Source organism: Bacteroidales bacterium (assembly GCA_023228145.1).
Taxonomy (GTDB): domain Bacteria; phylum Bacteroidota; class Bacteroidia; order Bacteroidales; family CAIWKO01; genus CAIWKO01.
This window is the reverse complement of sequence record JALOBU010000008.1, coordinates 46,613-68,692: the sequence shown is the minus strand read 5'-3', so window position 1 is coordinate 68,692 and position 22,080 is coordinate 46,613. Positions and strand designations below refer to the sequence as shown.

22 protein-coding genes are annotated in these 22,080 nt (G+C 37.3%); 14 read left to right on the top strand and 8 right to left on the bottom strand.

The features are described 5' to 3' along the window. Positions 1–72: 72 nt before the first annotated feature. On the top strand, positions 73–1,872 hold the full coding sequence (locus tag M0R16_05740; GenBank protein MCK9612387.1) for a tetratricopeptide repeat protein: 1,800 nt from the start codon (positions 73–75) through the stop codon (positions 1,870–1,872). Between the two features lie 66 nt (positions 1,873–1,938). Here M0R16_05740 and M0R16_05735 read toward each other — a convergent pair whose 3' ends face one another. Next, positions 1,939–2,568: a deoxynucleoside kinase gene (locus M0R16_05735; protein MCK9612386.1), complete on the bottom strand. Its 630-nt coding sequence runs from the start codon at positions 2,566–2,568 to the stop codon at positions 1,939–1,941. Then, complete coding sequence (folK, locus tag M0R16_05730; GenBank protein MCK9612385.1) at positions 2,568–3,065, bottom strand: 2-amino-4-hydroxy-6-hydroxymethyldihydropteridine diphosphokinase; 498 nt, start codon at positions 3,063–3,065, stop codon at positions 2,568–2,570. Before folK ends, M0R16_05735 begins: the two co-directional genes overlap by 1 nt. A 146-nt stretch (positions 3,066–3,211) precedes the next feature. Here folK and sppA point away from each other — a divergent pair, with 146 nt between their 5' ends. After that, positions 3,212–4,984: a signal peptide peptidase SppA gene (sppA, locus tag M0R16_05725; GenBank protein ID MCK9612384.1), complete on the top strand. Its 1,773-nt coding sequence runs from the start codon at positions 3,212–3,214 to the stop codon at positions 4,982–4,984. A gap of 60 nt (positions 4,985–5,044) precedes the next feature. On the opposite strand, the gene M0R16_05720 is transcribed toward sppA, so the two are convergent. The 5 genes from M0R16_05720 to M0R16_05700 are packed head-to-tail and all read right to left on the bottom strand — an operon-like array spanning position 5,045 to position 10,911. Further along, complete coding sequence (locus tag M0R16_05720) at positions 5,045–7,036, bottom strand: transglycosylase domain-containing protein (GenBank protein MCK9612383.1); 1,992 nt, start codon at positions 7,034–7,036, stop codon at positions 5,045–5,047. After that, the gene (locus M0R16_05715; GenBank protein MCK9612382.1) at positions 7,033–7,539 is read right to left on the bottom strand and encodes a RecX family transcriptional regulator; all 507 of its coding nucleotides are present in this window, start codon (positions 7,537–7,539) and stop codon (positions 7,033–7,035) included. The genes M0R16_05720 and M0R16_05715 overlap by 4 nt, the downstream gene beginning before the upstream one ends. Further along, the gene (rseP, locus tag M0R16_05710) at positions 7,514–8,857 is read right to left on the bottom strand and encodes an RIP metalloprotease RseP (GenBank protein MCK9612381.1); all 1,344 of its coding nucleotides are present in this window, start codon (positions 8,855–8,857) and stop codon (positions 7,514–7,516) included. Before rseP ends, M0R16_05715 begins: the two co-directional genes overlap by 26 nt. Beyond that, positions 8,854–10,017, bottom strand: a complete 1,164-nt coding sequence (locus tag M0R16_05705) for a 1-deoxy-D-xylulose-5-phosphate reductoisomerase (protein ID MCK9612380.1) — start codon at positions 10,015–10,017, stop codon at positions 8,854–8,856. The genes rseP and M0R16_05705 overlap by 4 nt, the downstream gene beginning before the upstream one ends. Before the next feature lie 9 nt (positions 10,018–10,026). Beyond that, positions 10,027–10,911, bottom strand: a complete 885-nt coding sequence (locus tag M0R16_05700; protein ID MCK9612379.1) for a M23 family metallopeptidase — start codon at positions 10,909–10,911, stop codon at positions 10,027–10,029. A 194-nt stretch (positions 10,912–11,105) separates the two neighbouring features. On the opposite strand from M0R16_05700, the gene M0R16_05695 reads away from it, so the two are divergent. The 3 genes from M0R16_05695 to M0R16_05685 are packed head-to-tail and all read left to right on the top strand — an operon-like array spanning position 11,106 to position 14,278. Further along, positions 11,106–13,685, top strand: coding sequence for a tetratricopeptide repeat protein (locus M0R16_05695; protein ID MCK9612378.1), 2,580 nt, complete (start codon positions 11,106–11,108; stop codon positions 13,683–13,685). Between the two features lies 1 nt (position 13,686). Next, positions 13,687–14,091 (top strand): polymer-forming cytoskeletal protein, encoded by a 405-nt coding sequence (locus M0R16_05690; GenBank protein ID MCK9612377.1) that lies wholly within the window; start codon positions 13,687–13,689, stop codon positions 14,089–14,091. Beyond that, positions 14,066–14,278 (top strand): AtpZ/AtpI family protein, encoded by a 213-nt coding sequence (locus M0R16_05685; protein ID MCK9612376.1) that lies wholly within the window; start codon positions 14,066–14,068, stop codon positions 14,276–14,278. The genes M0R16_05690 and M0R16_05685 overlap by 26 nt, the downstream gene beginning before the upstream one ends. A 116-nt stretch (positions 14,279–14,394) precedes the next feature. Here the strand turns inward: M0R16_05685 and M0R16_05680 are convergent, their stop codons facing one another. Beyond that, positions 14,395–14,616 (bottom strand): hypothetical protein, encoded by a 222-nt coding sequence (locus tag M0R16_05680; GenBank protein ID MCK9612375.1) that lies wholly within the window; start codon positions 14,614–14,616, stop codon positions 14,395–14,397. A gap of 94 nt (positions 14,617–14,710) precedes the next feature. Here M0R16_05680 and M0R16_05675 point away from each other — a divergent pair, with 94 nt between their 5' ends. The 9 genes from M0R16_05675 to M0R16_05635 all read left to right on the top strand — a co-directional run bounded on the left by M0R16_05675 (position 14,711) and on the right by M0R16_05635 (position 22,054). Then, complete coding sequence (locus tag M0R16_05675) at positions 14,711–15,313, top strand: tetratricopeptide repeat protein (GenBank protein MCK9612374.1); 603 nt, start codon at positions 14,711–14,713, stop codon at positions 15,311–15,313. A gap of 98 nt (positions 15,314–15,411) precedes the next feature. Further along, on the top strand, positions 15,412–16,455 hold the full coding sequence (gene atpB, locus M0R16_05670) for a F0F1 ATP synthase subunit A (GenBank protein MCK9612373.1): 1,044 nt from the start codon (positions 15,412–15,414) through the stop codon (positions 16,453–16,455). A gap of 33 nt (positions 16,456–16,488) precedes the next feature. Next, positions 16,489–16,749: an ATP synthase F0 subunit C gene (atpE, locus tag M0R16_05665; GenBank protein ID MCK9612372.1), complete on the top strand. Its 261-nt coding sequence runs from the start codon at positions 16,489–16,491 to the stop codon at positions 16,747–16,749. A 77-nt stretch (positions 16,750–16,826) separates the two neighbouring features. Beyond that, the gene (atpF, locus tag M0R16_05660) at positions 16,827–17,321 is read left to right on the top strand and encodes a F0F1 ATP synthase subunit B (GenBank protein MCK9612371.1); all 495 of its coding nucleotides are present in this window, start codon (positions 16,827–16,829) and stop codon (positions 17,319–17,321) included. 13 nt (positions 17,322–17,334) lie between these two features. Further along, complete coding sequence (gene atpH / locus M0R16_05655) at positions 17,335–17,892, top strand: ATP synthase F1 subunit delta (protein MCK9612370.1); 558 nt, start codon at positions 17,335–17,337, stop codon at positions 17,890–17,892. A gap of 7 nt (positions 17,893–17,899) precedes the next feature. After that, on the top strand, positions 17,900–19,486 hold the full coding sequence (atpA, locus tag M0R16_05650; protein MCK9612369.1) for a F0F1 ATP synthase subunit alpha: 1,587 nt from the start codon (positions 17,900–17,902) through the stop codon (positions 19,484–19,486). Between the two features lie 5 nt (positions 19,487–19,491). Continuing rightward, positions 19,492–20,376: an ATP synthase F1 subunit gamma gene (gene atpG, locus M0R16_05645; protein MCK9612368.1), complete on the top strand. Its 885-nt coding sequence runs from the start codon at positions 19,492–19,494 to the stop codon at positions 20,374–20,376. A gap of 99 nt (positions 20,377–20,475) precedes the next feature. After that, positions 20,476–20,976, top strand: a complete 501-nt coding sequence (locus M0R16_05640) for a ferritin (GenBank protein MCK9612367.1) — start codon at positions 20,476–20,478, stop codon at positions 20,974–20,976. Between the two features lie 124 nt (positions 20,977–21,100). Beyond that, on the top strand, positions 21,101–22,054 hold the full coding sequence (locus M0R16_05635) for a ribose-phosphate pyrophosphokinase (protein MCK9612366.1): 954 nt from the start codon (positions 21,101–21,103) through the stop codon (positions 22,052–22,054). The last annotated feature ends 26 nt before the right edge of the window (positions 22,055–22,080 follow it).

The window sequence follows — 22,080 nt, the reverse complement described above, 5'->3', positions numbered from 1 at the left end:
TATCTTTTTTTATATTTGTACCGAAATAATAAAAAAAGTATAATAAACCATTAACATTTAAAAATACAATTTATGAAACACTTTAACATTAAAGTAATTGCAGCACTAGTTCTTGCAGTAGTAATGTTCACGGGTTGCGGACTTAACAAAATGATTAAAAAATACCCCACAGTGAATTACACTGTAACACCAGAAGTCCTTGAATCTCATGGAGGTAAAATTTCTGTTGGTGTTAACGGAACCATTCCACCAAAATATTTCAACAAAAAAGCCTCGGTGACTATTACCCCGGTTATTAAAAGCATGGATGGCGTAACATTGGCAACATTAAAATCCATTACACTCAAGGGTGAAAAAAATAAAGGTCAAGGGCAGGTTATTAAATATAAAGAAGGTGGCAGCTTTTCATATACCGACGTGGTTAATTTTACCGATAATATGAAAATGTCGGAATTATATATTGGACCTTTGGCAACAAAAGGCAAAAAGGTTGATGTCCCCTTAGGAACCAATAAACTTGCCGATGGCGTTATAAATACATCAAGCCGTATTGAACACGAAGAAGATTTAGAGGTAGCAGCACACGGCTATGAGCTGGAAACCATTATTACCAAAAAAGGCAATCTTTATTATGAATATAACAAATCCAATCTGAATATGTCTCTCTCATTAAATAAAGATTTGGCTAATGCTGCAATTAGAGATGCATTATTTGCATTTTTAGTTCAAAATTGGAAAATAAAAAGCATAGACATTAACGCGTGGGCATCTCCCGAAGGCGAATTGACATTGAATAAGAAGCTTTCAGACGAAAGAGGAAAAACAGCCAAAACATGGTTCGAAGAACAGATAAAAAAAATTGTTCTTAAAGATAAACAACTGATAAATAATTCTGTAGCCCCGGAAATACCAGAAAAAGGAAAAAAGGCCCTGAAAATTGAAGTACCTCAACTCCCGGTTACTGTTAATTCAAAAGGTGAAGATTTTGATGGTTTCATGAAGGCTCTCAACACTTCTAACATTCCGCAGAAGCAAACTATTTCAAATGTTATTCAAAGTCAGGCTACGAAAGCTGAAAGAGAAAAATCAATAAAGGACATGACTGTTATTTATGCTGAAGTGGAAAATATGCTTTCTGTTCTCAGAAGGGCAGAGTTTACAATCAGCTGTTATGAACCAAAAAAATCCAAAGAAGAAATCATTATGCTTTCGACAACAACACCAGAAAAACTTGACAACAAGGAACTTTTGTACTCAGCCACATTAACTGATAATGTTGAAACACAATATACTATTTACAAATCTGCCACAACTATTTACCCCAACGACTGGAAAGCATTTAACAATGCCGGTATGTGTGCCTTGAAACTCGATAAGCTTGATGAAGCACAAACATATCTGGAAAAAGCAAATCAGCTTAATCCGAATGATGGCCAGATACTTTATAATCTTGGAGTTTTATCAAGCTGGAAAAATGAAAACGAAGCTGCGCAGGATTATTTTAACAAAGCGCAACAAAAAGGTATCGACGTAAGTTATAACAACGCAGTATTGAAATCAAAACAGGGAGATTATGCTGCGGCTCTTTCAAGCTATGGCACTAAAAAATGCAAATATAATGTGGCCCTAGCCCAAATGCTTTCAGGTAATAATACTGCCGCACTACAAACATTAGAATGTACAAAACCACAGACTGGTGCCGTTCATTATCTGGCAGCCATCAACGCAGCCCGTACAAAAAACACTTCTGTTATGTATGAACACCTCACCAAAGCTGTACAAAAGAATTCAAAATACAGAAAAGAAGCCATGGAAGACAGGGAGTTTTTGAAATATCATAAAGAACCTGCATTTCTGGATGCAATTAAATAATACACAAACAAACTAATAAAAAAACTCCGACTTATGCCGGAGTTTTTTTTTGAACTTTTTTGTTATCTAAAGCGAAATTCGATGTACGCCTAACGGATAATCCCGCATGATGGCATCTACTGTTTTTTGATAATCACTTTCACTATGAACAAAATCTACATTGTTTACATCAATGATAAGTATTCTCTGGCCGGACTGCTGGCGAATAAAATCAAAATACCCAGATTGTATTCTTTCAAGATATTCGTGCTTGATGTCTTTTTCGTATGAACGGCCCCGCGAAATAATATTGTCTTTCAGACGGGGAACTTCCATATAAAGGTATGCAAGCAGATCGGGCTTAGGGAGTGATGCGTTGATAATGTCGAATAGCCTGGTATAAAGCGCCAGTTCATCTTCCTGTAAGGTCTTACGTGCAAATATCAGCGATTTGTAAATAAAGTAATCTGATACGGTGAAAGACGAAAATATTTCCTGTTGTGAAAGTTTGTCTTTAAGCTGTTGATAACGAGATGCCAGAAAAGAAAGTTCCAAAGGAAATGCAAACTTTTTCGGGTTGCGGTAAAACTTAGGTAAAAAAGCATTATCTTCAAATTGCTCAAGAATAAGCCTTGCATTGAACTGTTTTGCAATTTTCGTTGACAAAGAAGTTTTACCCGCCCCGATATTTCCTTCTATGGCTATAAAATCATACATCAGTGCAAAAATAAATTAAAATCTGTTTTAACAACACAACATTTGTCTTCACATTTTTCCAGCATTTCCCTGACCGAGATACCCGTTTCGGGATGAATAAAATCATTCAATATTTCCGATAAAGGCATGAGCACAAATTTGCGAAGGTGTAAACGCGGATGCGGAATAGTCAGTGTTGGAGTATGAATAATTTCATCGTTATAAAAGAGTATGTCAATATCAATAGTTCTGGGATGAATCTTACCCGGCATACGTACTCTGCCAAAAATATTTTCAATGACAGCAATACGTTTGTGAATATTCCTGGCTGTCATTTCTGTTTCAAAGCATATTACGGCATTCAGATAATTGTTGTGCCCTTTTACCCCCCATGGTTCCGTTTCATAAACCGACGACACGGATGCAGGCCTGCCAAAAGCCTTAATCAGTCTGTCAACTGCAGATCGAAGATATGCAAACCTGTCGCCGGAATTACTTCCAAGTGAAAAACAAATCATAACAAAAAATGTTAATCAAAAATATGTTTTTTTAAAAAATTAGCCTACAAATTGTAACTTTTATTTAATATACTTGTCAAAATACATGTTTTTTATATTATTTTTACCAAAGAAAATAAATTAAACATAATTAATTTTATACAGCTATGAAACAGTTTTTTAAATTTATGTTTGCGTCAATGGCAGGATACCTGCTTTTGTCAATTATCATGTTTGTCATTTTTATTGCCATGGTTGCATCTATGGCGGCACTAACAAAATCGAAACCTGTAACGATTAAGGAGAATTCTGTAATTACACTGAAACTTGACAAACCAATACCCGACAGGACTTCAAATAACCCGTTCGGCGATTTTGATTTTGGCAGCATGAAACCACAAAAAAGCCAGGGGCTTGATAATTTATCAAAAATGCTAAAAACAGCCGCCGCAGACGATAATATAAAAGGGATACTTTTAGACATGACCGATATTCCTTCAGGTATAGCTACTATTGAAGAGGTACGCATCATGTTGCAGGAATTCAAAAAATCGGGGAAATTTATTGTAAGCTACGGAGATTATTATACACAGCGGGCTTATTATCTGGCCTCTGTTGCTGATAAAATTTTCTTAAATCCCGAAGGGGAACTGATGTTCAAGGGATTGGCGGCAGAATTGATGTTTTTTAAAGGCACACTGGAAAAGCTTGATGTGCAGGCTCAGATTATCCGCCATGGTAAGTTCAAAAGTGCTGTAGAACCTTTTATTCTGGATAAGATGAGTGCCGCGAACCGCGAACAATATCAAAAAATGCTTGATGTGCTTTGGCAGCAAATGGTCGATGGTATCGCAGCACAACGCAAGCTTACTGTGGAAGAGCTCAATCAGATAGCCGACAGCCTGAAAATTCAGACGGCCGCCGACGCTGTAAAATACAAGCTGGCGGATAGCCTGTTTTACCGCGACGAATTGCATTCGTATATTCGAACAAAACTTGGGCTGAATGAAAACGACAAGATAAGTTTTATTACCGGGCCTAAATATTTTAAAGGAATGAAGAGCAAAGATAAACTTGCTATAGGTAAAAAGAAAATAGCGGTTGTGTACGCAATCGGGTCTATTGGTACCGGCGAGGGCGATGAGAAAAACATTGGTTCGGATTGCCTCTCGCAGGCTATCCGCGATGTTAGGACCGACAGTGCTATAAAAGCCATGGTTCTTAGGATTAACTCTCCGGGGGGAAGCGCGCTGGCATCTGAAGTGATATGGCGCGAAGTGGTGCTGACACAGAAAGTAAAGCCGGTGGTGGTTTCTATGGGCGATGTGGCCGCCTCGGGAGGATATTATATCGCTTGTGGCGCAGGAAAAATATATGCACAACCCAACACCTTAACAGGTTCCATTGGTGTTTTCGGAGTAGTCCCTAATATGGAGAATTTCTTTAAAAACAAACTCGGAATAACTTTTGATGTGGTAAAAACAAACGAATATTCGGATTACATTACTACAAGCCGCTCGCTAAAACCCTATGAAACAAAAGTTCTGACCAATCAGATAGAAAATATATACAAGGTGTTTGTGGGGCATGTGGCCGAAGGTCGCAAGATGAAACCAGAAGATGTTGACACCATTGGGCAGGGCAGGGTTTGGAGCGGTGTGGACGCAAAACGCATCGGGCTGGTGGATGAACTTGGCAGCCTGGAAGATGCCATAAAAGAAGCCGCAAAGCTGGCAAAAATGGAGGATTACAAATTGGTGAGCTATCCCAAATTTAAGGACCCGTTTACACAGATACTGGAAGAGATGTTTGGTGAAAACTCCGAGGTAAAGGTGAAAGAGGTACTGGGTGAAAATTATATTTATTACGAATACCTGAAAAACCTGCAAAAACAAAAAGGTGTTCAGGCGCGCCTGCCGTTTGATATAATTATTTATTAAAATTTATTAAGGCAAAGATTCTTCTTTACGAAAAAGTTTCTTGATCCTGTGGTTGATATTTTAATTATAAATCATAGGGAAGAATAGTGTGTCCGTATTATAACAGGCCGTATCCCCAGCCATATAAGCTTTTGCTACACCTTTGATCTCAACCTTTTTTATCATATCCAGCGTATCCTGAGGCGTGGCGCTACCTTTGGCTATAAGTTTTGTGGCAATCAGATCGAAGTATGCCTGGTTCCTTTGTAAAAGTTTTCCATTTTCATCAAAAGAAGACTTGAACCAACGAGGTTTGGGTATAATACTAGCCAGAAAAATGCTTTCGGAAACACTAAGTTGCGAAGGTTTCTTTTGAAAATAATAATCTGATGCTTCTGAAATGCCGTAAATTCCAGGTCCCCATTCTATAAGGTTCAGGTAAACCTCGTACATCTTCTCTTTTGTGCAGAGGTGATTATTATTGATAAGCCACGCTATCAATATTTCTTCTGCTTTACGTGAAATGGTTTTGTTTTTGCTTAAAAAAACATTTTTTACTAGCTGCATATCTATAGTGCTTCCTCCACGCACAAAACGCCTGGCATGAATATTTGCAATGATGGATTCGCGGAATGCCGCAGCGTTAAATCCGTCACCGTAGAAAAAGCCGCCGTTCTCGGATATCAGCACGGCGTCTTTCAAGTAGGGAGATATGGCTTCGAGGGGAGTATAGGAGGGATTTTCCGGGCCAACATCGAAAGTACGGGCAGGCATGCCATTTACATAGGCCGTATGGCTGAAAGTGCCGTTTATTTTACGAAAATCAGTAGCGCCATATTTTATAACCCTGAAATATTTTCCCGTTAAAGAGGCCTCAAACTTCAGCGAGTCGGGCTGGCGCATATCAAGGTCGAAATAAACATATAAACGGAGCTTTCCCGTTGTTTTAATTCCTTCAAAGTTTTCAAAAATTCCGGAAGGCAAAGATTCGAATAAATCCTGAGCTACAAATTCTTTATTGATTTTAAGCAATGCCTTAACGACAGGTTTGTGAGAAATTCGGATATAAGGATTAAAATAAAACCGGTGATATGCAATTACAGAACTGCTGTCAAGTTCCAGGAAATCTTTGAAAGAGTTAATACAAAGTTTAAAAGAAATTTTTTTAAATTTCACATCATGTTGTGCGATTTTCTTGTGATTTAAAACCAGTCCGCTTATCAGGTTTTCGGCAGTAATACTGATTTTTGAGTTATTACCATCCACAAAAACTCCTGCATAAAGCGTATCAAAATCGCAACGAAAATTATATTTTGATTGTATGTAAGGAACACGAACTTTATCTCCAGGGAAGGAATATACCATAAAATTCATGCGTTTGTAAGCTTTATTAATTTCGCCGCGGACAAAACAAATTCTGTTTTTCCCTTCCTCTGATGTGAATACAGATGAAAGAAAGCGACGGTTCTCAATCCTGAAAGCCGGTAAAAAAGACGAAACTCTTATGGTATCGGCGGTTATGCGAACCAAAAAATTCCGGATTTCAATCTTGTCGGGAATGTTTGAAAAAACAGCTGAGAAAATTTTATTAAACCTTGCCGCATAATTAAAAGAACTATCGCTTTGTTGTTGTATAGTGTCTTTTGTTCCGGTAAAGAGAAAATCGTAATTATTGACTTTGCCTTTTCTGATAATGTTAATTAATGTGTTTTCAAGTGTAAATTTATTTATATGAATATTCCCAATAATCAAAGGAAACAACCTAAAGTGCGCGTAAACCTTTTTGCTTGCAAATAATACACTACGATTGTAAGGAACAATTTTTATATCACGGATAGTAACTCCCGTGAATCCTGTAAATTTTGCTTTTCCGATAATAAGTTCCGCCTGATATTTTTCTTCAAATTGTTTGCATTTTTTATCTACCACGGCGTGTAAAACAACATTGCGAAAAATAAAAAATAAAACCAACAGTAATAAAATACTTCCAGCCACATACAACAATATTTTGCGAAGCATTTTAGAATAAAGGAAGTTTTTTAATACAGTAATGCTTAATAAGAAATGTTTCATTTGTTATGTAGCAAACTAAAAACAATATTCGGTTCAAATCCGCGGGCAATAAGGTAACGGGCGATTTTCTGGTTTTTTAGAAATTTATCTTTTTCTTTAATTTCTTTTGATTTCTTGTGTATCAAAGTTTTAATTACTGCAAAATATTCTGTATCGGGGATTTCGTTAATTCCTTTTTGTATAAGTGTTTCGTCGATTTTTCGTAAACGCAGCTCATAAGTGATTTTAATTTTTCCCCACTTGTTGTGATAAAACTTTCCGCGGATAAAAGAAGATACAAAACGGCTTTCGTTAATAAAATTGTCATTTATTAATACCTCAATTATTTTATTTGCTCTGGTATTATCAACGCCCCACGAATACAATTTATTTAGCACATCCTGTTTACAGCGCTCTTGATATGCGCAATATTCCTGTGTTTTATGTAAAATTGTTTTTAGCCCGCTGAGTTTTTCGTTGACGTCATTCATGTTCCGGCTAACGTATGAAATGTTTCCACACATCGTTAAAAACAGCAAACACCATCAGAGCTATTAAAATTGCCATTCCCACAACCTGTGCGCGTTCCAGCACTTTTTGAGGCACTTTGCGGCGTGAAATTAATTCCCATGTGGTAAATATTACATGGCCGCCATCCAATGCTGGGATGGGTAAAATATTCATAAATGCCAGTACAACAGAGATTAACCCGGTAATAAGCCAGAACCTGTGCCAATCCCAGATTTCGCCATAAATTTTCATGATCCCGATGGGCCCTTGTATGGATTCGCTGGCGCTTTCTTTTCCGGCAAAAATTTTACCCAGGCCGCGAATGTTAGCCCAAAGGTTTCCCATCGCATCACTTACCCCGTATTTAATACCGGAACCGAAACCGTATGCTTTGGTTTTATAAGGTATTTTGCTGGTTATCCCTATATACCCGCTTGAATCAACAAAAAGCGAAAGGGATAAGGTATCCGTGTTTCTTAACACCTGCATTTGTAAAGAATCTCCCTTTCTGTCCCAAACAAGTTCCCTAAACTGGCCATAACAATTAATTGGTATTGAATCAATTATAAGCGCCTTGTCTCCTTTTTGCAGGCCGGCTATAGAAGCAGAACTGGCCCTGATGGTTCCGTCTTTATTAGGAATGGAATCAAGAACACTGTCAATGGCAAACTCAAAATTATGAGCTTCAATAAAAAAGTCGCGTGTTTTTTTATTGTAATTTTTGTACATAGTATCGGGTACAGTGATTTCCATAGTGTTCCCGTTACGATCAATGGTAATTACCGAGCCCATTAAAACATTGGCAGAAACAGCATCTTTAAATCTTTCAATTTTTTTGCCGTTAATAGCCAGCATTTTATCTCCGGTTTGAAAACCAATTTCCCTTCCCGCAGGATAAGCATATATGCCGTTTGTAACCTGTTCATTCGGCAGGTACTCTTTTTCATAATGTAAAATGACACCTGTAAAAATTATCATACCAAGAATCAAGTTCATGACCACACCGGCTATCATAACAATGAGCCTTTGCCATGCGGGCTTGGAACGAAACTCCCATGGCTGTGCTGGTTGTTTCATTTGTTCTTTATCCATTGATTCATCAACCATTCCGGCTATTTTAACATATCCTCCCAACGGAAGCCAGCCTATACCATATTCCGTATCGCCTTTTTTAAACTTGAAAAATTTGAAATTCCACGCATCGAAAAACAGGTAAAACTTTTCCACACGGATGCCAAAAGCACGGGCAGCAAGAAAATGCCCAAGCTCGTGAATAAAAACCAATATTGAAAGCCCAAGTATCAGTTGGGCCACCATAATTAAACCACTCATTTATTTATTTTTTTAATTAATTCTTCTGTATTTTTTCTTGTTTCGTTGTCACTATTGAAATAATCTTCCAGCGTGGGGGCAGAAATATAATATCCCCTTTGCATGGCTGTTTCTATTATTTCAGGGATGTCCGTAAAACGGATTTGTTTATTTAAAAAAGCGTTGACGGCAATTTCATTAGCGGCATTCATAATGCATGCGGTATTACCGCCTTTTTCCAACGCATTATAAGCCAATGATAGATTTCGGAAAGTTTGTGTGTCAGGTTTTTCAAAAGTAAAATTTTTTATGATATTCCAATCAATACGAGAAATTTCAGTTTGCAGGCGTTGTGGGTATCCAAAAGCATAGGAGATGGGAAGACGCATATCAGGTATACTCAGCTGTGCTTTAATGGAGCCGTCAGCAAACTGTACCATTGAATGAATTATAGACTGCGGGTGAATTAACACTTCAATTTGTCCGGGGTTTGTGTTAAAAAGCCAGTGAGCTTCAATTACTTCGAGCCCTTTGTTCATAAGTGTTGCAGAGTCAATAGTAACTTTCTTTCCCATTTGCCATACAGGATGTGATAAAGCATCTTCGGGAGTAATGTTTTTTAATTCATGGAGTTTTTTCCCCCGAAATGGTCCGCCGGAAGCTGTTAAAATGAGTTTTTCAATTTTATTATTTACTTCTCCGGCAAGGCATTGAAATATTGCTGAATGTTCTGAATCTACCGGGAAAATACTTACCCCGTTTTCGTAAGCGGTTTTCGTAATGATATCACCGGCCACCACCAAAGTTTCCTTATTCGCCAGGGCGATGTTTTTTTTGTGCCGTATGGCATTGAGGGTCGGTCTGAGTCCGCTGAAACCCACCATGGCGGCCAACACCAAGTCAATATTTTCAGATTCAACGATTTGCTCAATGGAATTATCGCCTGAAAATACTTTGATGTCGTATTTTTCGAGAGATGATTTAACTTCAGGATATTTTGTTTCATCAGCAATTACCACTGCATTTGGCGAAAACTCAATGGCCTGCTGTATTAATAGTGTGGCATTAGAGCCCGCACAAAGAATTTCTGTAGAAAAATGCTCCGGAAACGAACGTATGATATCAAGAGCCTGCGTTCCGATAGAGCCGGTTGAGCCTAATATGGCAATTTTCTTTTTCACGTTTTGCTATTATTCAAAAGACATATAATTTATCGGGTTTGCGGGGCTGCCACCATGCCATAGTTCGAAATGTAAATGTGGCCCGGATGTAAATTCCCCGGAATTTCCCACAATGGCAATGGGTTCTCCAGCTTTAACATAATCACCAGGTTTTTTTAACAGTACCGAATTGTGTTTGTAAACAGAAATGATATTGTTGCTGTGCTGTATTGATATAACATAACCGGTTTCAAGCATCCATCCTGTAAATATCACCGTACCGTCTAGCGTTGACTTTACAGCATCATTTTTTTGCGCAAGAATGTCCACTCCAAAATGGCGTTTTGCCGGATTGAAACCGTTAATTATTATACCTTTGACGGGCGTGAAAAAGAAAAAACTGCTTATGGAATTTTTGGCCGCTTTATCTTCGTTAAATGTGAGATTATATTTATCTTCAGCTTCAAAATATTTTCTTAATTCAGAATCTTCCGGGGTAATTGAAAAATCAAGCGCCATATATTGGTTTCCCGCACTATCGGAGGGCTTTTTCAAATCCGGATTTGGAAAATCTTTGCCTGCAATAATATATTTTAAATTTTCAAGATAAAGATTTCTGCGGGCGATTTCCTGCTCTATGGAATCAGTCTTGAGAAGAAGTTTGTAAATATCTCTTTGCACACGGACATCGCCATAGCCGGGGATGTATTCTCGCAAAGGCGTATAGGCAATGATAAAGGTTGTGGCAATGATAAGTAATATTACCGCAGTGCCTACCACAACGAAAACATTCATTCTGGTTAACCGGAAAGACACTTTACGTTCAAAAGTGGAATCATTCATGATTACCAGGCGGTATTTATCATGAAGCTTTTTGTTCAGGCGTTTCCAGCGGGATTGTTTTGGTGTAACCATAATGTTATACGAAGGTGCAAATATCCGAAAATATTATCATACTTTGGTGTAGTCAGGGAAATTAACGCGGAAAAAATGAGCTAATTATGAAAAAATAAAATAATTTTGTAAAAAAAAAGTTATTTTGTTTTAACCTCAAGAAAGTGCATTATAAATATCTGGCAAGAATTTTGGCGGCAGTCATAATATTGTTTTTGATTTTTTCTCTATCTTGTTCTACAAAAAAAAACACATTTACAAGAAGAGTATATCATAATCTCACAGCACACTATAATGCATACTTTAATGGCAAGGAAGCCCTAAAGGAAGGCACAATTGAGCTTGGTAAAATAAGCAAGGATGACTTTACTAAAATATTACCTGTTTTTCAACTTGGAACGAAAACCGACGCTCAATCAGTTTATAATTATCTTGACCGTTCTCTCGAAAAGGGCTCAATAGTAGTTCAAAGGCATTCAATTTTTATAAAAGGAAAAGAATACATCAAGTGGATAGATGATGCATATCTGCTTATTGGTCAATCTTATTTCTACAAGCAAGAATATGACTTGGCCATGCAGACCTGTAACTATATACTTAACAGGTTTAAAAAAAGCGATTTAAAAAATGAAGTTATTATTTTAAAATCTTTGATTAATGTTCAGCAAGACAGGCTGGACGAGGCAGAGGCTCTGTTGGTTTCCATAGAGAATAAGTTTGAAAAAAAGAAAAGCACCCGTACTGCAGAAAAACTTTATCCTATGGCTTTAAGTAATGTATTATTGAAACAGGAACGTTATGAGCAGGCCATAGAAAATCTTAACGCTAGTATTAAACTCAACAAAAAGAAAAGAATTCGTACACGGCTGCATTTTATACTTGCTCAGGCATACCAACGTACCGGGCAATTGCCAAAATCCAATGAAAATTTTAAAAAAGTCATCAAGTTGAACCCTATATATGATATGGAGTTTGCAGCAAAAATGAACCTTGCCCAGAATTACGATGTTACTTCCGGTGACAGCAAAGACATAAAAAAACTACTGAGTAAAATGCTGCGTGATGATAAAAATAAAGAATATCTTGACCAGATATATTATGTTATTGCAGACATTAACCTTAAGGAAAACGACATGGAGTCCGCTGTTGAAAACTTGAAAAAATCAGCGCGCCTGAGTGTGTCAAATAACAAACAGAAAGCCAGATCTTACCTGAAACTTGCTGATTTATACTTTGCCGAACCTTTATACAAGCCAGCTCAGGTATATTATGACAGTTGTGTGCAGTTTTTACCAAAAGATTATCCTAATTATATTCTGATTGAAAACAAAAAAAACACCCTGAACGAGCTGGTAAAAAATATTAATGCTGTTGATTTACAGGATAGCCTGCAAAAACTTGCCCGGATGCCTGTAGGAGAAAGAAATAAAAAAATTGATGAAGTGATTGAACAAATCAGAAAAGATGAAGAACGCAAACGGCAGGAAGAAATGGAGCGTCAGCAAAATCTGGCATTGGCAATGCAAAATCAGAACAATATGCAAACCACAGGTTCCTGGTATTTTTATAATCCAACCTCCATGAATTTCGGATATACTGAATTTGTCCGCAAATGGGGAAAAAGGCCCTACGAAGACCTGTGGCGGCTTAGTGACAAAACATTTACAGAAATACAATTTCAGGACATAACCGAAGAGTCTGACAGCACCGATAATAAAAAAGACAGTACAAAAATCAATCTCAAAGACAGAAATTATTATATTTCACAATTACCACTGACGCCTGAAGCTATTGAAAAATCAAATCTGGACATTGCTGAAGCGCTGTATAATATTGGGTATATTTATAAGGAATCTCTGTTAGACAATGATAAATCCGTTGAAGCCTTTAATAAATTAGAAAAACGTTACCCCGAAAGCATTCACATACTTCCGGCGTATTATAATCTTTTTCAGATTTATATCTCCACAGACAATACTCCAAAAGCCGATTATTATAAAAACCTGATTTTAACAAAATATCCCGACAGCGACTATGCTAAAATAATTCAGGACCCTGAATATTATGTAAAACTTGAAGAAAAACAAAATCGTTACGAAAAATACTACAAAGAAACATACATGCTTTATCAGGAGGGAAATTATAATATCGTGATAAACAATGCTGACAGTGTAATTAAAACTCTTAAAGATAAAAAACTTGTCCCCAAGTTTGAACTGCTCAAAGCACTTGCCATTGGGAAAACTCAACCCACAGAAACATTTGAAAAAACCTTAAAAGATATAGTAAGTAAATACGGCGGAACAGAACCGGCAGGCAAAGCGCAGGAATACTTAGATGCTTTGTCGCGAATAAAAAATATGTCGTCCGGAGAGAATGTAAATATAACCGATACTGTAAAAACCGAAACAAAAGAAATTTACAAGTTTGATCCCGGCGCTTTCCATTTTTATATTGCCGTTTTGGAAATGAAAAATACGAGTATTAACGAAGTCAAGATTGCCTATTCTGATTTTAACATGAAATTTTTTTCTACCCAAAAATACACCATCAACACTTTGTTTCTTGATGATAAACATGAAGTGCTGAATGTGGCAAGATTTAATAATAAAAACGAAGCATTGGATTATCTCAACGCTGTTCAAAACAATCAGGGCCTGGTTAAAATATTGGAAAATGCAAGTTACAGGCATTTTGTGATTTCTGCAGCCAACTACCCCTTGTTTTATCAAAATAAAGACGTTGATAAATACCTGAAGTTTTTTAATAAATATTATAAAATACAGCAAAAATAAAATGGCTAAAACAATTGAAACTGAAACCCCGGTTGTAAACATTATTGGAGTCGGAACGTCCATCAAAGGAGATATTAATTCAAACGGGGATATCCGAATTGACGGTTCTTTGACTGGTTCAGTAATTACAAAAGGGAAAGTGGTTGTGGGAAAAACCGGAACTATTGAGGGGGAAATCGTTTGTAACAGCGCCGATATTTCGGGCATCGTAAAAGCAAAAATCGCAGTTACCGAATTACTTTCTATGACAGCTTCTGCAAAGGTAAATGGTGACATTGTTGCCGGAAAATTTGCCGTGGAATCAGGTGCAAATTTTACAGGCACCTGCAATATGTCGCAAGACAAAAGCTATAAACCTGAGGCCACCATAAAAACCCCGGATGAAAAAAACAAAAATCCCTATTGATAATTATGCCAAATACTCCAGTATCGCCATACAGATGCTGGTGATTATTATTTTAGGCGTTGGGGGGGGTGTTTTGCTTGATAAATGGCTTGAATTTAAGTTTCCTGTGTTTACGGTTGTATTGTCATTTTGCTCAGTTGCTGTGGCTATTTATGTGGCAATAAAAGATTTTATAAAAAAAAAATAATTGGAAAAGAGAAAAAAGTTATTATTACAAACATTATTGTTTTCAGTGTTGCTGGAAATAATATCATTGATAATTTATTTCACTGTTAACAGTAAGTATATTACTGTTACATTGCCCTACCTGGTACCCTTTTTCTTTGCTGTATCCTTTTTATCAAACCTGATATTGTTGTCAGTAACTTCAGAGAAACCGGCGAGCTTTATTAGAGCATTTATGATGGTAACATTTTTAAGGTTTATTTTTTTTATTATCATTATGGTTATATATGCCTTTATGTTTCGAGGCGATGCCGTTAATTTTCTAATATCTTTCCTGTTGGTATTTATACTGTTTCTCATTTTTGACGTAGTCTTTCTTGTAAATAATCTGCCTAAAAAATAATATTTTTTAATTTACCTTTTTCATTGTCCTTTTATTAAACATAAAAGAACCATGAAGAGATTAATTACATATATAGCAACCACCATGTTTTCGTGCTTTGTTTATGCACAAGCCGTTGACAGTATAAAAAACAAAATTATTATCAGGGATAATGGAAATGCCATGGAGATAACGATGGGAGATTCTTCAGTTACAATTTCCTATGAGTTTATGTATGAGAAATATCTATTGAATGGCGTTGAAAAAGCAAATGATGGGAATTTTGAAAGTGCCTTAGCTGATTTTAATGTGGCGTTATTATATATCACTACCGACCCGCAGGCATATTACAATAAAGGCCTGGCTTATTACTATCTGAAACAGTATGATATGGCGATTGAAAACTATAATGTTGCTGTTGAGTTGGATTCAAATTATGAAGAAGCTTATGGACAAAGGGGTATTGTCAAAAGCCTGAGTGGAGACCCTGAAGGTGCAAAAACCGATTTTAGAAAAGCTATTTTAATAAAGCCTGAAAAAGGATTAAATTATTACAATTATGGTATTGCATTGTTGGTGAACGATGAAATAGACGAAGGATGCCAGCAAATGATAATTGCCCTCAAACTTGGTTATTCTGATGCCGAAAATGTAATTTTAAAATACTGCCATTAATTTTCTTTTTTAAAATTTTCATTTGATTAAAGAAGATTAACTATATTTGCCCTGCTTCAAAAAAGATAGTGGCCAATATGTTATTATGTTTTTCGAAAATGGGTAGTTTTAAGTATTATTTGATTTTTTTTGCTTTAATTATTTTCTCATGCCCATTTGTTGGTAAAGCTGAAGAAAAAGAGCCCTTTAATGCCGGAAAAACTATCATTGAGCATATTTCCGATGCCCACGAATGGCATATTGCCAATTTCGGCGAAACACATTTCAGCATTCCCTTGCCTGTGATACTTTATGATGATGGAAAAATTGTCGCCTTCATGTCGTCAAAATTTCATCACGGAACAGCCGAATATAAAGGATACAAACTTAATGAAAAAGGAAAAATCGTTAAGGTGGACGAGACCGCAAAACCGCCCCTGGATTTTTCTATTACCAAAAATGTCACCTCCCTGTTTATTAGCGTCATTCTTATCTGCTGGATATTTATTTCTATTGCACGCAGATTTAAACAGCATCCGAACGAAGCACCAAAAGGTTTGCAGTCGTGGCTGGAACCACTGATACTTTTTGTCCGCGATGATATTGCAAGGCCTGCCATTGGTGAAAAACGATATGAAAAATACATGCCCTACCTGCTGACCATTTTCTTTTTTATTTTTATAAACAACCTGCTTGGTCTGATACCGTTTTTCCCAGGCGGGGCAAACCTTACCGGAAATATCGCCGTAACGATGGTGCTGGCATTGTTTACATTTATTATTACCACGATCAGCGGAAATAAACATTACTGGAAAGAAATATACAACGCTCCCGGCGTGCCCTGGTGGTTGAAGGTAATACCATTAATGCCCATTGTTGAAATTGTCGGCGTCATTACAAAGCCTTTTGTACTGATGGTCCGTCTCTTTGCCAACATGACTGCCGGGCATATTATCGCTCTGGGATTTATCAGCCTGATCTTTATTTTCGGTCAGATGTCGCCTGGTGCAGGATACGGGTTTTCAATCATCTCGGTTTTCTTTTATGTTTTTATGGGATTATTGGAGTTACTAGTAGCTTTCATTCAGGCTTATGTTTTCACCTTGCTTTCGTCACTTTATTTTGGAATGGCGACCGCAGAACATCATGAAGCAGCACATTAAAAAAACAATATAAATTAACTTAAATTAAAAATTATGTCATTAATGTCAGTTTTATTACAAGCAGCCGCTGATTTTGCTCCTATAGCAAAAATGGGGGCAGGCATCGGGGCAGGAATTGCTTCAATTGGCGCAGGCCTTGGTATTGGAAATATCGGAAAAGGCGCCATGGAATCTATCGGCAGACAGCCTGAAGCCGTTGGTGATATCCGTTCAAATATGATTGTGGCAGCAGCCCTTATTGAAGGTGTTGCTTTTTTTGCTATCGTGGTTTGCTTGCTGATTCTGTTTATTTAAAAAAACATTACTTGTTCTCTTAAAAATTATAAAAGGGACGTTGATATTTTTTTAAACAATTATAAAAATATAATAACATGGAATTAGTAACCCCCGGAATAGGGCTTATATTTTGGATGACGCTGTCATTTCTTTTGTTATTGTTGATTTTAAAAAAGTTTGCTTGGAAACCGGTACTTAAGATGCTGAAAGAGCGTGAAAACAAAATTGACGAATCGTTGCGACAGGCTGAAAAGGCACATGCCGAAATGAAACAATTGAAATTCAGCAACGAACAACTTCTTAAGGAGGCTAAAGAAGAACGCGACAGTCTTTTGAATGACGCCAGAGCTATCAAGGAAAAGATTATCGAAGATGCCAGAGTTAAAGCCAACGAAGAAGCAGACCGTATTGTTCAGGCAGCCAAAGACAGTATACATTATGAGAAAATGGAAGCGCTGACAGAATTAAAGAATCAGGTTGCACTGTTGTCGGTGGATATCGCAGAGAAATTGATACAACAAGAATTGTCAAAAGACAACAAACAACAGGATTTTATTGACAAACTGCTTAAAGATATAAGCTTTAATTAAGCTCATCACCGTAATGAAATCCGAAAGAATAGCAAAACGATATGCAAAAGCTTTGTTTTTATTGGCAGAAGACCAAAATAAAACAGATGCAGTTTTCGGGGATATGCAGTTATTGAAACAAGTCAGTATCAACAGCCGTGATTTTATGCGCATCATGCAGAGTCCGGTAATTAATGTTTCTAAAAAAAATACTATTTTTCGGGCGATTTTTGCCGAGAAACTTGACTCTTTATCTTTTGCATTTCTTGAATTTCTTACAAAAAAGAAAAGAGAAATAATACTTGCCGAAATTGCCAAAGAATATTCGGAACTTTATGATGAATCTAAAAACATTAAACGGGCGGTTTTTCAAACAGCAGTTTTTCCTGACCAAGGTTTAATTACCCGCGTGAAGGAAATTCTTTCGAAACAACTTGCAGCAAATGTTGAAATTAAAAATGAAATTAAACCCGACCTTGTCGGGGGGTTTGTTCTTAAAGTAGGCGACAAACAATATGATGCTTCTGTGAAGCGAAATATAAACCGCCTGAAAAAAGAATACAATGTAAATATTTATATCCCAAAATTTTAATTTAAAGATAATGGCAGAAATAAAACCCGCAGAAGTAACTGCAATTTTACGCCAGCAACTGGCAGGATTTAACCAGGAAACGGAGCTGGAAGAAACCGGCACTGTTATTCAGGTGGGAGACGGTATTGCAAGAGTTTACGGCCTCATTAATGTGGGCTCGGGAGAGCTTGTGGAATTTGAAAAAACTGGTGTAATGGGTGTGGTGTTGAATCTTGAAGAAGATAATGTTGGAGTTGTGCTTCTGGGAAAAACCGACAATATTATTGAGGGTGATGTGGTGAAAAGAACAAACCGTATAGCCTCCATACCTGTGGGTAAAGGTGTTTTGGGAAGAGTAATAAATACTATTGGACAACCTATTGACGGTAAAGGCCCTATAGCCGGTGATTTGTATGATATGCCTATTGAACGCAAAGCTCCTGGTGTAATTTTCAGACAACCGGTTAACCAGCCTCTGCAGACCGGGATAAAAGCCATAGACGCCATGATTCCTATTGGGCGGGGACAACGCGAGCTTATCATTGGCGACAGACAAACGGGAAAAACTGCTATAGCTCTTGACACAATAATAAACCAACGGGCTTTCTATGACAAAGGAGAACCGGTTTTTTGTATTTACGTTGCCGTTGGGCAAAAAGGTTCTTCCGTAGCAAATATTGTAAAAACCCTTGAAGAAAAAGGCGCTATGCCTTATACGGTTGTAGTTTCCGCAACGGCTTCTGACCCGGCAGCTATGCAGTTTTATGCACCTTATGCCGGCGCTGCTATAGGCGAATTTTTTAGGGATACTGGAGGTTCTGCGCTTGTTGTTTATGACGATTTATCCAAGCAAGCCGTGGCATATCGTGAGGTGTCGCTCTTGCTTCGCCGACCACCGGGCAGGGAAGCTTACCCGGGAGATGTATTTTATCTGCATTCCCGTCTTCTGGAACGTGCTGCGCGTATTATTTCATCGGATAAGATAGCTCAAAAAATGAACGACCTTCCCGAATCTATTCGCCATCTGGCTAAAGGAGGAGGCTCCCTCACTGCCCTGCCAATTATCGAAACACAGGCAGGAGATGTATCGGCGTATATTCCTACTAATGTAATTTCAATTACTGACGGACAGATATTTCTTGAAACTACTTTGTTTAACTCTGGCATCAGGCCGGCTATTAATGTTGGAATTTCAGTATCTCGTGTGGGCGGAGCCGCACAGATAAAACCTATGAAAAAAATTGCAGGAACACTTAAGCTCGATCAGGCACAATACCGCGAACTGGAATCGTTTCTGAAATTTGGCTCTGACTTGGATGCCGCAACGAAAACCGTGCTCGATAAAGGCGCAAGAAATGTTGAAATACTTAAACAACCGCAATATTCTCCTATGTCTATCGAACACCAGATAGCAATCATCTTTTGCGGAACAAAAGGGATACTTCAAAAAATCCCTGTCAAAAATATTATTAATTTTCAGGAAGAATTTTTACATTTTCTGGACTCGTATCATAAGAAACTTCTTGAAAACCTAAGCAAAGGAATGCTGACCGATGAAATGATGGAAGAGCTCGAAAAAGCAGCACAAGAAATTATTTACCGTTACGAAAAATAAGGCAAATGGCCGGACTTAAAGAAGTAAGAATCAGAATTGCTTCGGTAAATACTACCAAACAGGTTACCAGCGCCATGAAAATGGTGTCGGCAGCCAAATTGCGAAGAGCACAAAGTGCAATACTTAAACTGCGCCCTTATGCCAACAGCTTAAGCGGTATTCTTTCGGAATTAAGCAGCAGCATGAGCACTCCCGATGATATAGTTTTTTTTAAAAAAAGAAAAATTCAAAAAGTTTTACTCGTTATCATAAACTCAAACCGGGGATTGTGCGGAGCTTTTAACTCTAATGTTATTAAAGCAGCTGTAACACAGATACATGAAAAATACAACGACCTGAACGAAAAAGAAAACATTCATTTAATGTGTATCGGGAAAAAAGCAACTGATTTTTTTACCAAACAACAATATAAGGTCATCGAAAGCCATGATGATATTTATGAAAATCTGAATTACGAAAAAACAAAAATATTGGCCGAAAAACTTATGGGATTTTATGCTGCAGGTACTTATGATAAAATAGAACTGATTTATAACCAGTTTAAAAATGCTGTTGCCCAGATACTTACCATTGAGCAATTTCTGCCAATAGAAAAATCCCCGCAAGCTGTTGATAATTCAGAAATTAGTACAGATTATTTATTTGAACCAGACAAAAACATTTTTTTAAAAGAACTGGTACCCAAATCTTTAAGAATACAGTTTTATAAAGCAATTTTAGATTCATGGGCTTCGGAACAGGGAGCGCGCATGTCGGCCATGCAAAAAGCTACGGATAATGCCGAGGAACTTATTAAATCCCTGAAACTTTCTTATAATAAAGCCCGTCAGGCAGCTATTACCAAGGAAATTATTGAAATTGTCAGCGGGGTAAATGCCCTGAAAGGTTAAAATAAATATTTTAATACCTAATTATATAAAATAATTTTTGTAATTTTGCAAAAAAATCAAAAAAATTAATTAAAGGAGGATATTATGTTAACCAAAAAAATGGAAAAAGCATTAAATGGTCAGATTAATGCAGAATTTTTTTCTGCTTATTTATATTTATCAATGGCAGCATACTTTGAACGTATGAACCTTGCCGGTTTTGCCAATTGGATGCGAATACAGGCACAAGAAGAAAATGCCCACGGTATGATTTTTTTCAATTTTATTAACGAACGAGGCGGTAAAGTTGAATTAACAGCTATTGATAAACCCGCCTTCGACTGGAAAAATCCAATAAAAGTTTTTGAAGAAGTGTTGAAACACGAACAAAAAGTAACAGCCCTGATAAACAATCTTGTAAATATTGCAATACAGGAAAAAGACCACGCTACCAACAACAAATTGCAATGGTTTGTAGCGGAACAGGTGGAGGAAGAAGCCAGTGCTTCGGAAATCCTTGAACAATTGAAGTTGGTGGAAGGTAAAGGGCATGGCCTGTTGTTGTTGGATCGCGAAATGAAAACAAGAGTTTTTGTTGACCCCCTCAACAGTAAAGAATAAAAATTTATTTTCATTATGTAATGGCCGCTTTAGTAATAATGCGGCTTTATTTTGCAAATAAATAATTACTGCCATAGTTTGTTTGCCTAAAAATTTCTAATTTTGCACCATCAAAAAAAAGGCTATGTCTTCAGAAGTTTCTATTTTTTCGGGAAGAGCAACAAAATACCTGGCTGAGAAAATAGCATTGAGTTATGGTAAAAAACTCGGCGATGTTTCTTATGCCTGTTTTAGCGACGGAGAATTTCGCCCTTCATTTGACGAAACTATTCGTGGTAATGAAGTGTTTATTATTCAATCAACATTTCCGCCCGCCGAAAATCTTCTGGAGTTATTCATGATGATTGATGCTGCAAAAAGAGCTTCTGCAAAAAATATCATCGCAGTGATACCTTATTTCGGTTTTGCACGCCAGGATAGGAAAGACAAGCCAAGAGTGCCGATAACTTCAAAAATGATTGCCAATCTGTTAACGGCTTCCGGCATTAACAGACTGATTACAATGGACCTTCATGCCGACCAGATTCAGGGCTATTTTGACATACCCGTTGACCATCTGTATGCATCTACCATTTTTGTTCCATACCTTCAAAGCCTGAAGCTTGAAAATCTAACCATGTCGTCACCCGACACCGGAGGTACACGCAGGGCAGGCACTTATGCCAAATATCTGGATGCCGACCTGGTGATTTGTTTTAAACAGCGCCCCAAGCCAAATCAAATTGGAAATATGGTGGTTATTGGAGACGTGGAAAACAAAAATGTAATTTTGGTTGACGACATTATTGATACGGCAGGAACTATAACCAAAGCAGCAGACCTGATAAAATCAAAAGGCGCTGCCAGCGTTCGCGCCATGTGCACCCATCCGGTATTTTCCGATAAGGCATGTGAAAAAATTGAAAAATCAGCCCTCACAGAAGTTATTGTTACCGACACCATCCCCCTGAATGAAAGAGCAATACAATGCGAAAAAATTAATGTTTTATCCACCGCCAATCTTTTTGCTGATGTAATCAACAGCGTTATAAATTGCGAATCCATAAGCTCCCATTTTAAATTTACATCACTTCAATAAATAATAAATATTCACTTAAAATTAAA